At 61.7% G+C, this 13,927-nt stretch carries 10 protein-coding genes; 8 read left to right on the forward strand and 2 right to left on the reverse strand.

Annotated elements, in window-relative coordinates; genetic code table 11:
• Positions 1-54: 54 nt before the first annotated feature.
• The 4 genes from ACESSC_RS00975 (at position 55) to ACESSC_RS00990 (ending at position 2,377) form a co-directional block, all read left to right on the forward strand.
• A complete protein-coding gene (locus ACESSC_RS00975) occupies positions 55-972 on the forward strand; it encodes a tetratricopeptide repeat protein (RefSeq protein ID WP_373160878.1) in 918 nt (305 codons plus the stop codon).
• Entirely contained in the window at positions 962-1,432 is a 471-nt protein-coding gene (gene smpB, locus ACESSC_RS00980; RefSeq protein ID WP_006235325.1) for an SsrA-binding protein SmpB, read from the forward strand. Before ACESSC_RS00975 ends, smpB begins: the two co-directional genes overlap by 11 nt.
• A gap of 208 nt (positions 1,433-1,640) precedes the next feature.
• Positions 1,641-2,144 (forward strand): flavin reductase family protein, encoded by a 504-nt coding sequence (locus tag ACESSC_RS00985; RefSeq protein WP_373160880.1) that lies wholly within the window; start codon positions 1,641-1,643, stop codon positions 2,142-2,144.
• An 89-nt stretch (positions 2,145-2,233) separates the two neighbouring features.
• Entirely contained in the window at positions 2,234-2,377 is a 144-nt protein-coding gene (locus ACESSC_RS00990; RefSeq protein WP_055251878.1) for a rubredoxin-like domain-containing protein, read from the forward strand.
• 302 nt (positions 2,378-2,679) lie between these two features.
• Here ACESSC_RS00990 and ACESSC_RS00995 read toward each other — a convergent pair whose 3' ends face one another.
• The gene (locus ACESSC_RS00995; protein ID WP_373160882.1) at positions 2,680-3,936 is read right to left on the reverse strand and encodes an Nramp family divalent metal transporter; all 1,257 of its coding nucleotides are present in this window, start codon (positions 3,934-3,936) and stop codon (positions 2,680-2,682) included.
• Between the two features lie 75 nt (positions 3,937-4,011).
• Positions 4,012-4,785, reverse strand: coding sequence for a 2,3-diphosphoglycerate-dependent phosphoglycerate mutase (gpmA, locus tag ACESSC_RS01000; RefSeq protein WP_443985202.1), 774 nt, complete (start codon positions 4,783-4,785; stop codon positions 4,012-4,014).
• A gap of 539 nt (positions 4,786-5,324) precedes the next feature.
• Between gpmA and gltB the strand changes: the two genes are divergently transcribed.
• From gltB to ACESSC_RS01020, 4 genes are all read left to right on the forward strand, one after another.
• Positions 5,325-10,022: a glutamate synthase large subunit gene (gene gltB / locus ACESSC_RS01005; protein ID WP_373160883.1), complete on the forward strand. Its 4,698-nt coding sequence runs from the start codon at positions 5,325-5,327 to the stop codon at positions 10,020-10,022.
• Between the two features lie 5 nt (positions 10,023-10,027).
• Entirely contained in the window at positions 10,028-11,509 is a 1,482-nt protein-coding gene (locus ACESSC_RS01010; RefSeq protein ID WP_373160884.1) for a glutamate synthase subunit beta, read from the forward strand.
• A 352-nt stretch (positions 11,510-11,861) separates the two neighbouring features.
• Entirely contained in the window at positions 11,862-12,569 is a 708-nt protein-coding gene (locus ACESSC_RS01015; RefSeq protein WP_373160886.1) for a hypothetical protein, read from the forward strand.
• A gap of 197 nt (positions 12,570-12,766) precedes the next feature.
• A complete protein-coding gene (locus tag ACESSC_RS01020) occupies positions 12,767-13,843 on the forward strand; it encodes a hypothetical protein (RefSeq protein ID WP_373160888.1) in 1,077 nt (358 codons plus the stop codon).
• Positions 13,844-13,927: the final 84 nt, after the last annotated feature.

Raw genomic sequence — 13,927 nt, forward strand, 5'->3', positions numbered from 1 at the left:
TTGACCGATATTTAAGGCGCGCGTTGAGTCTGCCGCCCGGACCGAGGAGTTGTCATGGATCTGCCTATCAGCTTGGAAGACATCACGTATGCCGAGAACTATCTGGCGCAGGGCGACCTGGCTACGGCGACGCCGCTGCTTGAGCGTCTGGTGGAGCTCGCCGAGGAGTATATCGACGCTGAGTGCAAGACGGAGGAGAAGCGCCAGTACTTTAGCTTCGACAGCAAGTTTGAGCGCCTGGCCTATCGCCGCGTGGAGAAGGATCCGCGCGAGCTGGTGCAGGTCGAGGTTCCCTTTGACCGCCTGTACTCCGACATGGCGTTTGCCTACATCCGCCAGCAGGATTATGTGAGTGCTCGGAATGCCCTGATGCAGGCCGTGCGTTGGGATCCCATGAACTGCAACTATCGCTTGGACTTGGCCGAGCTGTTCCGCGCGCTCGAGGACAAGCAGGAGTGGGCATCGCTCTCGTTCTCGGTGCTGGAGCGCGCGAGCGACGGTAAGTGCGCCGCACGCGCCTACACCAACTTGGGTCAGTACTTCTTGGAGCCCGAGACCGAGAACATTTCGGCTGCCGTGGGCTGCGCGCGTCTGGCGCTGCGCCTGGCGCCCAACGATGCGCATACGACGCGCCTGCTCAACAAGATCCATACCACCTATCCGGATGCCGCGGACGAGAGTGACGACCATGTGATGGGTGAGCTCGCCCTGCAGGGCGTGCCGACCTCGCCTTCGGCCGAGATTGCCATCTGCCTGATCATGTGTGCGACCGACGCTGCGAGCGACGGCGACAAGCAGGAGGCTACGCGCCTGACGGTCCGTGCCCGCGACCTGGTGGGCGAAGAGGCGTGCGCGGCGATTATCAAGCTGGTGCGCGAGAGTGATGCCGAGCTTAACGCCGAGCGCAAGGCAAAGCGCGAGGCTGCGGGCTCAAACGCTGATGGCGCCAAGGAGGCCGGCTATGCCCAGTAAGCGCGAGCGCAAGCTCATTTCCAAGAATCGCTCGGCACATCACGAGTACTTTATCGATGAGACGTTTGAGTGCGGTATTGAGCTGAGCGGTACCGAGGTCAAGTCGATTCGCGAGCGCGCGTGCCAGATTACCGATACCTTCGCACTGATTCGTGGCGGGGAGTGCTGGCTCGTCGGCCTGCATATCCACCCTTATAGCCATGGTGGCGTGTGGAATCGCGATCCCGACCGTCGGCGCCGTCTGCTGCTGCACCGCAAGGAGATCGACTTTCTTGACGGCAAACTTCGCAACCGCGGCTATGCGCTGGTGCCGCTGGAGCTCTACTTTAATACCGACGGCCGCGTAAAGCTGCTGCTGGGCCTAGGCCGCGGCAAGAAGCTTTACGACAAGCGCGAGGATATGGCCAAGCGCGATGTCCAGCGCGAGATCGACCGCGCCCTCAAGGAGCGCAATCGCTAGGCGTTCTGTATAAGTTGCGGTGGAATACGGACTGTTTTGCCTGTTTGAGGGGCTATTCAGTCCTTATTTCACCGCAACTGCGGGCGTCTCATCTTGCTTATACTGTTTTGACACATATGTCTCAAAGGTGGTGCCCGTTGTGGGCGCCGCCTTTTTTGTGGGTACATACATCCATGAGGTTCCAACCCGGGTTAGGGGAGTGATCGTTATGGACAAAACTGCGTTCTTTACCATGCCGAGCGGTCTGTACGTGGTGAGCGCCGCGGCAGACGGGCTGCGCGCCGGCTGCGTCATCAACACTGCGGTGCAGGTGACGTCCATGCCGCCGCGCATTTCAGTTGCCGTGAACAAGGACAACGTCACTTCGGGCGTCATCGCTTCGGCCAAAGCGTTCGCGCTGACCGTGATCGATCAGACCGCCGACATGCTCTACATCGGTAATTTTGGGTTCCGCACCAGCAGCGACTATGACAAGTTTGCCAAGTACGAGACCCGCGAGACTGCCCTCGGCATGCCTTATGTGCCCGAGCACGCGGCGGCCCTGTTTAGCTGCCATTTGATCGACACTGTGGATGTTGGCACGCATCTGCTGTTTATCGGCGAGGTCGAGGATGCCGAGCGCTTGAGTGACGAGACGTCGCTCACCTACGATTACTACCATAAGGTCCTGAAGGGCAAGACGCCTCCGAAGGCGTCCTCGTATCAAGGCTAGAAATGTTTTAAAAATACTTGCATTATATTATTGAGAATCTATACTGATAAATGAAGTACATCACCAGTCGCGTTCGAGAGGAGAACATCATGGCTGAGGAGAAGAAGACGTATAAGTTCGTGTGCGTCGTTTGCGGTTACGAGGTTGAGGTCGATACGCCTGAGCTGCCCGAGGATTATGTGTGCCCGGTGTGCGGCGTCGGTCCCGATCAGTTTGAGCTCGTCGAGGAGTAGCTCGCAGACACACGGCGAAAGCCGAACATAGCTCTGTCCAAGGGCCCCGGTCGAATTCTCGGCTGGGGCCCTTTTCCTCCGTCCCCAAGGGATCACGGTTGCTGTTGGCCGATCCTGTCTGTTGCGAGTCCGGCCGACCTTTTGTCTCAATCTGTAACATCTAACGGTGGAAATTTGGCCCACTTGTTACAGATTGAGACAAACGGAGCTGACCCTCGGAATGATCTCGATCTGTAACATCTAGACATCAAAAGCGGGTCTAGACGTTACAGATCGAGACGTTTGCCTAGGTAGGTGCCCCATTACATCCCTGTCAACAACACGACATCGAGAATCGTCACGATGGCACCAATCCCTACGAGCAGCGCGTTGAGCGGGCGCGAATTGGCGTATTTGCCCATGACGCGGGGTGAACTGGTGAGCCGTATGAGCACAAAGACCGTAATCGGCAGCTGAAGCGACAGCAGTGCCTGACTCCAGATGAGACCTTCAAAAGGATTTGGGACGACCAGGCACGCCGTCACTGCGCCGACGAAACAGGCCGCCACCCCGATCGAGGAATGTCGGTCGTGGATATCGTATTCCTCGTCGAACATGCCCGCAGTGATGGTTCCCGCCGCCATGCCCGCTGTCACGCTGCTCGATAGTCCCGCGAACAGCAGCGCTACCGCAAAGATGGTCGAGCTCGCCGGGCCCAGAATGGGGGAGAGCGTGGCCGCTGCGACGGCGAGGTCGTCTACGACCATGCCGTGCGCAAAGAAGGTCGTTGCGGCCAGGATGACCATGGCCGAGTTGATTGCCCAGCCCACGCCCATCGAAAAGAGTGTGTCGAAGAGTTCGTAGCGCAGACGCTCTTCGATAACCTGCTCGCCTTGACCTTCGAAGTGCATGGATTGGATGACCTCGGAGTGCAGGAAGAGGTTGTGTGGCATAACGACCGCACCCAGGACACTCACGATAATCGTTGCCGAGCCGGCAGGCATGCTGGGGGTGATCCAGCTTGCGGTTGCTTGCGGCCAGTCGACTTTGACCAGTGCGAGCTCTGCTAAAAACGAGAGTCCCACCACACCCACGAAGGCGATGATCCAGCGTTCGGCGCGCTTGTAGGAGCTCGTCATGAGCATCGCCATCGATACTGCCGCCACGATGACGCAGCCCGCGCGCACGGGCAGCCCAAAGAGCATCTGAAGGGCAATCGCGCCACCCAGGACTTCGGCCATGGCGGTGGCGACAGTCGCGAGATAGGCACTGGCGAGTACCGTGCGTCCAACGAAGCGGGGGAGGTAACGTGTCGTGGCCTCGGCAAGGCAGGCGCCCGTGGCGATACCCAGGTGCGCCGCGTTGTGCTGCAGCACAATGAGCATAATCGTGGACAGCGTGACGATCCACAGCAGCGCGTAGCCAAACTGCGAGCCCGCGGCCATATTGGAGGCCCAGTTGCCCGGGTCGATAAAGCCGACGGTCACGAGCAGCCCGGGGCCGATATGCCGCGCAATGTCTAGGCCTCCGTGACCGCCGGTGCGCCGGGAACCAAAGTGTTGTTTGAGATGGTTGAGCATGGTGCGCTCCTGCGTATGGGCGGCGTGGCGTCGTATCTGGGCCGTGCGGCGCCACGCGTCGGATTTGGGTTGGGGCTACTTGTGCGCTTTGCCCTGATTGGCCACGGCGTCGATCTTGGCGGCGATGGTCGCCGGGTCGCCGATGTAGCGCTTGTCGAGGACGTTGAAACCGGTGTCGAAGGTGTAGACGAGCGGCACGCCGGTGGGGATGTTGACCTTGAGGATCTCCTCGGGCGTGAGGTGCTCGAACTTCATGACGAGTGAGCGCAGGGAGTTGCCGTGTGCGGCGATGAGCACGCGCTTGCCGGCGAGCATCTGGGGGCGAATCTCGTCTTCGAAATAAGGCCAGGCGCGGGCGATCGTGTCCTTGAGGCACTCGGTATAGGGCAGCTGATCGGGTGCGACGTCGCGGTATTGCTCCTGGGTGTGGGGATCGCGCGCGTCGTTCGGCTCGAGTGCCGGCGGGCACACGTCGAAGGAGCGGCGCCAGATGAGCACCTGCTCGTCGCCGTGCTCTGCCGCGGCATCGGCCTTGTTGAGACCCTGCAACGCGCCGTAGTGGCGCTCGTTGAGCTTCCAGGATTTGATGACGGGCAGCCACTCGCGATCCATTTGGCCGAGCACGATGTCGAGGGTGTGGATCGCGCGCTTGAGGCGCGAAGTGTAGCAGACGTCAAAGTCGAAACCGGCTTCTTTGAGGGCGCGGCCGCCTGCTGCGGCTTCTTCGCGACCCGTGTCAGTGAGCTCAACATCGGTCCAGCCGGTGAACAGGTTGAGTTTGTTCCACTCGGACTCTCCGTGACGGATAAGGACGAGTTGCATCGTCTGTCGGTCTGCTTGGTGCGCCATAGGGGCCTCCTTGATCTGGCACGGTGTGCGTGCCGTTTGCTTGACGCCGCAAAGGATACCCGTTTTAGGCTTAAAAGTTAACCAAGACTAACAAAATTGTTGTATTTGAATAGGATGATGAAGGGGGGCTGCCGAAATGTCTCGATCTGTAACAACTAGGGATGGAAATTGGGCCTAGGTGTTACAGATCGAGACAGGAAGAAATGGTCCTATGGAAAATCTCGATCTGTAACAGTTAGCTGCAAAAACCGGCCCTTCATGTTACAGATTGAGACATTCGGAACCGTCTCTCGAAAACATCTCAATCTGTAACAGTTAGTCGTCGAAATTGGGTCTTACTGTTACAGATTGAGATGTTTGAAGAGGTGAGTTTGCAGGCCGAACTTGGGGCCTATGTTGTCGCCCTTGAGGTCGGCGGTACCCACTCGTAAGGTGTGCGTTACGCGATTGTTTCGAAACGGGCGGGAAACACAGCGGGCCGGCGATGCTCCTAGTATGCCTAGTCAACTGACTGTCTAAATATCTAGGGGAGGATCGCGATGCAGGCAGATTCCGCTCAGCAGCAGGGCCTTTATCGCCCCGAATTCGACCACGATGCATGCGGCATCGGCGCGCTTGCCGATATCAATGGTGAGCGCCATCACCAGATTCTGGACGATGCACTGTCCATTCTGGTCAACTTGGAGCACCGCGGCGGCACCGGACTCGAGAAGAACACCGGCGACGGCGCCGGTATCCTGTTCCAGGTTCCGCATCACTTTTTCCGTAAAGAGGCTCAAAAGTGTGGCCAGATTCTGCCGGCAGAGGGCGACTATGGCGTGGCCATGCTGTTCTTCCCGCAGGACGACAAGGGCGTAGAGGATGCCCGCCGCGTGTTTGAGGAGGGCTGCGCCGAGGCCGGCGTGCCGCTGCTCTTTTGGCGCGAGGTGCCGGTCGACCCGCACGACCTGGGCGAGACGGCCCGCGCCTGCATGCCCACTATCCTGCAGGCCTTCCTGGGCCGTCCGGACGACACGCCCGCCGGCGATGCCTTTGAGCGCCGCCTGTACGTGTGCCGCCGCACCATCGAGAAGAAGGCCGACGCCGAGTTCGCCCTGCGCGACAAGATCTTCTACGTGTGCTCCATGAGCTCGCGCACCATCGTGTACAAGGGCATGCTGGTCGCCACGCAGATGCGCCGCTTCTTCATCGACCTCAACGACGCCGCCGTCAAGACGGCCGTGGCGCTCGTCCACTCGCGCTACTCCACCAACACCACGCCCAGCTGGGAGCGTGCGCACCCCAACCGCTTTATCATCCACAACGGCGAGATCAACACCCTCAAGGGTAACGTCAACTGGATTCGTGCCCGCGAGCCCAACCTGTACAGCCCCGTGCTGCAGCATGATCTTGAGCGCGTGATGCCGATCATCAACCGCGAGGGTTCCGACTCCGCGATTCTGGACAACGTGCTCGAATTCTTGGTCATGAACGGTCGCCCGCTGACGCGTGCCGCGTCCATGCTGCTGCCCGAGCCGTGGGACCACAACGATAGCCTGAGTGAGGAGCGCCGCGCCTACGACGCTTACCAGTCCATGCTCATGGAGCCCTGGGACGGCCCGGCGGCCATCGCCTTTACCGACGGTCGCACGCTGGGCGCCGCCCTCGACCGCAACGGCTTGCGCCCCGCCCGCTACTACGTGACGCGCGATGGCCGCTTTATGCTGGCAAGCGAAGTGGGCACCATCGAGGTACGCCCCGAGAACATCCTGACGAGCGGCTGCCTGGGACCGGGCCAGATGCTCGAGGTCGATTTTGCCCGCGGCCGCGTGATCTACAACGACGAGCTGCGCGCCCGCTATGCCAAGGAGAAGCCCTACCGCGACTGGATTGCCGAGGAGACACTGACCGTCGGCGCGCTCGATGAGCCCGCCGCGCCCGCGCCCGCCGAGGATGCCGAGGTGCCCGCCGCCGTGCGCATGGCCAAGCTCGGCTATCACTGGGATGATGTTGACGAGGTCGTGCGCCCCATGGCCCAGCAGGGCAAGGCCCCGCTCGCCTCGATGGGTATCGATGCGCCGTTGGCCTGCCTGTCCAAGAAGACGCGTTCGTTCTTTGACTACTTCTATCAGCTGTTCGCCCAGGTCACGAATCCTCCGATCGATGCCCTGCGCGAGCATATGGTAACTTCGACCACGCTCTACCTGGGCAACCACGGCAACCTGCTTGAGGATTCCCGTACGGCCTGTCAGCTGGTGCGCTTGGAGCGCCCGTTGCTCAACGAGGAAGAGTTCGAACATATCTGTGCCATCGACCGCGTGGGCTTTAAGACCCGCCGGTTCCGTGCCGTGTACCGCCGCGACGCGGGTGAGGGCGCGCTGCAGGCTGCGCTCAAGCAGCTTGCCGAAGACGTCGAGGCTGCGGTTCGCGATGGCGTGAACATCGTGGTGCTGAGCGACCGTGCCGGTGCGGGCGAGGTGCCCGTGCCGTCGCTGCTCGCCGTGGGCTGCGTGCACAACCACCTGATCCGTGCTGGCGTGCGCACCTTTGCCGATATCGTGGTGGAGTGCGGTGACGCCGTGTCTCCGCACGACTTTGCGGCACTGGTGGGCTACTCCGCGAGCGGCATCTATCCGTACAATGCGCATGCGTGCATCCGCGATCTGGCGGCACACGGCGACCTGGACGTGACGGCCGAGCAGGGCATCGCCAACTACAACAAGGCTGCGACCGCCGGCATCGTCTCCATCATGTCCAAGATGGGCATCTCCGCGGTGCAGAGCTACCATTCGGCGCAGATCTTCGAGGCTGTGGGCTTTACGCCGGAGTTCGTCAACGCGTACTTTGCCGGCACGGTGAGCCGTGTGGGCGGTATGGGTGTCGAGGACGTTGAACGCGAGCAAAACGAGCGCTACGACGCCGCGCTCGCTATCCTTAAGAGCCCGGCTCCCGATCAGCTGCCCACGCTGGGCCTGACCAAGTGGCGCCCGCTCGGCGGCGAGGAACACCTCATCGACCCCCAGACCGTCTACCTGCTGCAGACCGCCTGCCGTGAGGACAGCTACGACACCTTTAAGGAGTACAGCGCCCGCCTGCACCGCACCGGCCGTGCCGTGCGTCTGCGCGACATGCTCGACTTTGATGCCAGCGGCCGCACGCCGGTTTCGCTCGACGAGGTCGAGCCCGCGCTCAACATCGTCCGCCGCTTTAACACCGGCGCCATGTCGTACGGCTCCATCAGCAAGGAAGCACACGAGTGCATGGCCATCGCCATGAACCGCCTGCACGGCCGTTCCAACTCCGGCGAGGGCGGTGAGGATCCGCGTCGCGAGACCCCGCTGGCTAACGGTGATTCCAAGAACTCCGCGATCAAGCAGGTGGCAAGTGCGCGCTTTGGCGTGACGAGCCGCTACCTGTGCAGCGCCTTCGAGATTCAGATCAAGATGGCCCAGGGCGCCAAGCCCGGCGAGGGTGGCCACCTGCCCGGCAAGAAGGTCTACCCCTGGATTGCCGAGGTCCGTCAGTCCACGCCCGGCATCGGCCTGATCTCGCCTCCGCCGCATCACGACATCTACTCCATCGAAGACCTGGCCGAGCTCATCTTTGACCTTAAGAACGCCAACCCCGGCGCACGCGTGTCGGTCAAGCTGGTCAGCGAGGCCGGCGTCGGCACCATCGCCACCGGTGTGGCCAAGGGCGCTGCCGACAAGATCTTGATCAGCGGCCACAATGGCGGCTCGGGTGCCGCTGCTCGCGATTCGATCTGGCACGCCGGTCTGCCGCTGGAGCTTGGCCTTGCCGAGGCTCAGCAGACGCTGCTGCGAAACGGCCTGCGCTCGCGCGTGGTACTCGAGGCCGACGGCAAGCTCATGGACGGCACCGATGTTGCCGTCGCCTGTCTGCTGGGCGCCGAGGAGTTTGGCTTTGCGACCATGCCGCTCATCTCGATGGGCTGCCTCATGCAGCGCGACTGCCAGCAGGATACCTGCCCCGCCGGCATCGCCACGCAAAACTGCCGCCTGCGTCGCGGCTTCCGCGGCAAGCCCGAGCACGTCGAGCACTTTATGCTCTTTGTTGCCGAGCAACTGCGCGAGGTCATGGCGAGCCTGGGCTTCCGGACCGTCGACGAGATGGTCGGCCATCCCGAGTGCTTGCGCCAGATCGAGGTCCCGGGCAACCGCAAGGCTAACCTGCTGGATCTGTCGCCCGTGCTGGCAAGCGCGACCTGCGAGTTTGGTGCCCACATCCCGGGTGCCGACGGCCGTCACTTCCTGCCCCAGATGGCTGCGGACAGCGAGCTCGACAAGACGCTCGACTCCACGTTGTTTGTGCCCTATACGGCCGATGCCCGCGCGCACCTGCGCCCGATTCGCTTCCGCGCCGATATCGCCAACGTCAACCGCTGCGTGGGCACCATCCTGGGTAACGCGGTGACCAAGGCACATCCCGAGGGCCTGCCCGCCGGCTCCATCACCATCGATTGCGATGGATCGGCTGGTCAGAGCTTTGGCGCCTTCCTGCCGCGCGGCATTACGCTCAACGTGTGCGGCGACGCCAACGACTACTTTGGCAAGGGCCTTTCGGGCGGCGAGGTGTCGGTGCGCCCCAACCCGCATGCGACCTATAAGTTCGACGAAAACATCATCGTGGGCAACGTTGCGTTCTTTGGCGCTACGAGCGGCCGCGGCTTCATTAACGGTCTTGCCGGCCAGCGTTTTGCCGTGCGCAACTCCGGTGCCACCGTGGTGGTCGAGGGCTGCGGTAACCATGGCTGCGAGTACATGACGGGTGGTCTGGCGCTTATTCTGGGCGAGGTTGGGCAGAACTTTGCCGCCGGTATGACGGGCGGCGTGGCCTATGTCTTTGACCAGTACGGCACGCTCGATGCCCGCGTGAACCACGAGAGCGTTGAGCTCAAGGCCCCGACGGCTGGCGAGCTGGCGCAGATTCGCGAGCTCATCCAGGAGCACGTGGACGCGACACAGAGCCCACGCGGCATTAAGCTGCTCTACAGCTTTGAGACGATGAGCAAGCACTTTGTGAAGGTCATTCCGACCGAGTATGAGCGCGTGCTGGCGATTGTCGCCGCCGCCGAGGCTGTCGGCAAGACGCATGCGCAGGCCGAGGAGCTGGCGTTTGACATTGTGACCGGTCGCGCGAGTGCCGCGGATGTCGCTCGCTTCGATGTGGCGGGTGGTGTTGCTGGTGCTGTGCCCGCCGCCGCCAGCTCTGTTGCTTCGACCAAGAAGGAGGCGTAAGTGCCATGGGTAAGCCCGGTGCTTTTCTTGATATCGATCGCGTGACCCACGAGCTTCGCCCCGTGGAGGAGCGCAGCCGTGATTTCGATCCGCTGTACGTGGAGCTCGACGACGATGCGCGTCGCGCCCAGGCGAGCCGCTGCATGATGTGCGGCGTGGCGTTTTGCCAGATGGGCGCGAGCTTTGGCAAGGCACGTCCGAGTGGCTGCCCGCTGCATAACCTGATTCCCGAGTGGAACGAGCTGGTGCACCGCGGCCGCTGGGATGAGGCGGCCGAGCGTCTGTCGCTCACCTCACCCATGCCCGAGTTCACGAGTCGCGTGTGCCCGGCGCTGTGCGGGGCCGCGTGCAACCTGGGTTCGGTCGACGGTCAGCCCACGACGATTCACGATAACGAGCGCGCGATCAGCGACCATGAGTGGGCAAATGGCGGTCCGCGCCGCTTTGAGCCGGCGGGGGAGGGCGCACCCACAGTTGCCGTGGTGGGTTCCGGTCCTGCTGGTCTGGTGGCAGCATGGGAGCTTGCGCGTCGCGGCGCCCGCGTGACGGTGTTTGAGCGCGACGACCGCCCCGGCGGCCTACTCATGTACGGCATTCCCAACATGAAGCTCGAGAAGTCTGTGGTCGAGCGTCGTGTGGCGCTCATGCGCGAGCTGGGTATTGTGTTCGAGCTGGGCGCCGACGTGAGCGATCCCAAGGTTACCGCCAGGCTCGACGACTTTGACGCCGCCGTGGTGGCTGCCGGCGCCCGTGCTCCGCGTGGGCTTTCGGCTGCGAACATTGATGCCCCGGGCGTGGTGTATGCCGTGGACTACCTGACGGCTTCGACCGTCTCGGTGCTCGATGGCGGTGAGCCTGCTATTGACGCACGCGGCCTGGACGTCGTGGTCATTGGCGGTGGCGATACCGGCAACGACTGCGTGGGTACCGCGGTGCGTCAGGGCGCGCGCAGCGTGCGCCAGTTTGAGTTCTTGCCGGCTGCGCCCGATAAGCGCGCGGCAGGCAACCCCTGGCCGCAGTGGCCCAACGTTAAGAAGACCGATTACGGCCAGCAGGAGGCTATCGCTGCGATGGGTGGCGAGATGCGTGCCTGGGCCGTGGATACACTCGAGGTGCTGCTGGACAAGAAGGGTGCGGCTGCGGGTCTGCGCGTGGTCGATCTGGACTGGTCGGCCGGCAAGCCGGAGCGCATCGCGGGCTCCGAGCACGAGGTGCCGGCGCAGCTGGTGCTTATCGCCTGTGGCTTTACGGGTCCGGAGCACAGCGTGTTCGAAGCTGTCGGCGTGCCCGTTGCCACGGCGGGCCGTCCGCTACCCGTGATGGCTTCCGAGGGCTCGCACCTTGCGGCCCGCGCGGAGGGTGTCGCCGCCGATGCCGCGCCGGTGTATGTGGCCGGCGACGCTCGCAACGGCAGCTCGCTCGTGGTGAGTGCCATGGCCGATGCCCTGGCCTGCGCAGCCGAAGTCGCCGAGGCACTGGAGCTGTAAAGTAGTCATTTAAGAACGTCCCCAATGACTAGCCTTTTTTGTCTAGTCGTTGGGGACACTCTTTGCGAGCAATTTGCTCGTTTGTCGATGTGCGGGTGTTCATTTGTCGACTTCTTGGGCTGTGGTCACCTGTTGTTTCTGTGGCGGCTGCGGGCATCTGGCTCAAAAAGGCGGGTTGGCCGTCTATGTTTACCTGCGGTTTTGTTGCGGTGTGCATTTTCGGTCAAGCTTTTCGTCAAGTGTTTGGTCAGCATTTGGTTTGCAGCCGGAGGCCTATTTTGCCCGCGCTGACCGTGGCTGCCCACCCTCCTCGTAAGCTCAAATTGAGGTCCATCAGTTTGAGGAGGATGCCATGACTGACCACGCTTTAGACCGAGCGCAGCTAGCCGAAGCCGTCGGCAACGATATTGCCGACATGGCCCATTTTTGGATGCTGCGGAAGTTTCAATTCCTGGAGCCGGCGCGCGAACAGTTCGAGGTCATTGTCGACCCGTGGCTCAGCTATTGCACCGAGCCTTCGCAAAACGAAATCATGGCCTACAACATGGCATTTACCGATTGGCTGCTCTTCGAGCGCCCCTATCGCCATGGCAAAACGCCGCTCGAGCTATATGTTGACGAGCCGCCGGCATCGCTTTCGCCTGCCTCGCTCAAGCGGCTCGAGCAGGTACGCGACACGCAGTATTTCTCGCGCTTTGGCATTTTGGACAAGGATCCTGCGTCCGGCATGGTCGTGCTGAAGGACACGCGCACCGATCATCGCTTTGATGTCTACAACCCGCATATCGTGCAAAAGGAGCATTGGAGCGACGGCGCGATTGCGGTGCGCCTCGCCTGCGTCGACGATGTCTGGCTGGCGGCGGGACAGCTCTATCTGTATGACATCGCGCGCCTGAGTGACACGGCGGTCGATGGACCGGGCGCGGTGCATCCCGAGGACCTGCAGGATGGCTTTGACACCTCGTGCATCAGCTTCTTCTTGCGTCTGGTCCGCGACATCATGGGTGCCCAGGGGCGGTACGTAAAGTCGCTCAATATCTACGAGCAGGAGTGGGAGTAGGGGATGGGTAGTTGTCGCCTGCCCTGCCTTTTGCCTTTTTGTCTCGATCTGTAACGTTTGGGGACAAAAAACCGGTCTACCTGTTACAGAACGAGACGAATGCTTGGGCGCCGCTGGTTTGTCTCAATCTGTAACGTTTAGGGGTCTGGAGAACGGTTTACTGTTACAGATCAAGACATTTGTCGGTGGAGGCAACGGTGACGATGGTCCATTTGTCCGATGTGGTGGTGATGGAAGTGTCTAATACCGTTTTCAAGCACAAGCATACGACTCGCAACACGTTGGCGCGGAATAGGATGCTCGCGCGACTCACGGAGGCGACCGAGCAAGGTGCGCTGCTCGCAACGCATGACAATGCCGAGCTCATGTGGCTGCGGCGTCATGTTGGAACCGACGATATCGCGGAACCCGAGCCGTATTTGTTCTGCTTTCAACATGATTGGGGTGTGCTGACGCCGGCGGAGCGAACGCTGCGTACCATCAAAGGGCTTGCAGAGTTTCATCCCGATTGGGCGTTTTGGGGCTATGACGCGGCGCTTTTGTGGGGTCTGGAGGTGCCGAATGATCTGCTTGGGTCGCGTTTTCTTGTTAAGACGGGTTGTTCGGTGACGTTGAGCGGCGGGTGCAGGTTGTTGCGTCCGCAGATGGCGGGCGCACTCGAGCATGTTGATGGCGTGCGGGTGACGTCGTTTTGGCGCACGGTGGAGGATTGCCTACTGCGTGCGCCGTTCTCCTATGGGTTGGCGATTGCCGATTCTGCACTGCGGGCGAAAGGCGTATCACGTGGGGATTTGTGCGAGCGCCTCCGCGCCGATTGCGAGGGCAGGCGAGGGTATCGCAGGGCACAGGTGATTGCGTCGTATGCGGACGGGCTGTCTGAAAACGGCGGCGAGTCTCGGTTCCGAGCATTCTTTATTGCGTACGGCTTTCCGGTTCCGGAGCTGCAGGTGGAGTTTCGCGACCCGCTCGATCCGAGCCAGGTGTTTCGCGTCGACTATTTTTGGCGGCTCGAGGACGGGACGTGTGTCATCGGCGAGCTCGACGGAAAGGGGAAGTACACCTTGCAGAGCGGCGAGGGTCGGGAGTCGGTTGACCCATTCGTGGCAGAGCGTCAGCGGGAATCTCATCTGACAATGCTCGGGCATAAGGTGCTTCGGTTTACGTTTAACGAACTCAAAGGCCCGGGGAAGCTAGTCGAGAAAATGAGGCTGGCGGGTATTCCGCGACGGGCCGATTTGGCTGAGGAATGGAGACGCCAGTGGTATGGACGCTGAGGGGCGCAGCTGACGCGGATGTGGTTGTTCCTGCCGAGTTTGTCTCAACCTGTAACAACAAGGGGTCGTTTGGCCTCGTAACTG

The sequence above is a fragment of the Collinsella aerofaciens genome (assembly GCF_964243765.1).
Taxonomy (GTDB): domain Bacteria; phylum Actinomycetota; class Coriobacteriia; order Coriobacteriales; family Coriobacteriaceae; genus Collinsella; species Collinsella aerofaciens_BU.

What these genes read in the sequence shown, in the direction of transcription:
- ACESSC_RS01015 (WP_373160886.1), top strand. Translation starts at nt 11,862, where the DNA reads ATGACTGACCACGCTTTAGACCGAGCGCAGCTAGCCGAAGCCGTCGGC.
- ACESSC_RS00975 (WP_373160878.1), top strand. Translation starts at nt 55, where the DNA reads ATGGATCTGCCTATCAGCTTGGAAGACATCACGTATGCCGAGAACTAT.
- gpmA (WP_443985202.1), bottom strand. Translation starts at nt 4,785, where the DNA reads ATGGCGCACCAAGCAGACCGACAGACGATGCAACTCGTCCTTATCCGT.
- ACESSC_RS01010 (WP_373160884.1), top strand. Translation starts at nt 10,028, where the DNA reads ATGGGTAAGCCCGGTGCTTTTCTTGATATCGATCGCGTGACCCACGAG.
- gltB (WP_373160883.1), top strand. Translation starts at nt 5,325, where the DNA reads ATGCAGGCAGATTCCGCTCAGCAGCAGGGCCTTTATCGCCCCGAATTC.
- smpB (WP_006235325.1), top strand. Translation starts at nt 962, where the DNA reads ATGCCCAGTAAGCGCGAGCGCAAGCTCATTTCCAAGAATCGCTCGGCA.
- ACESSC_RS00985 (WP_373160880.1), top strand. Translation starts at nt 1,641, where the DNA reads ATGGACAAAACTGCGTTCTTTACCATGCCGAGCGGTCTGTACGTGGTG.
- ACESSC_RS00995 (WP_373160882.1), bottom strand. Translation starts at nt 3,936, where the DNA reads ATGCTCAACCATCTCAAACAACACTTTGGTTCCCGGCGCACCGGCGGT.
- ACESSC_RS00990 (WP_055251878.1), top strand. Translation starts at nt 2,234, where the DNA reads ATGGCTGAGGAGAAGAAGACGTATAAGTTCGTGTGCGTCGTTTGCGGT.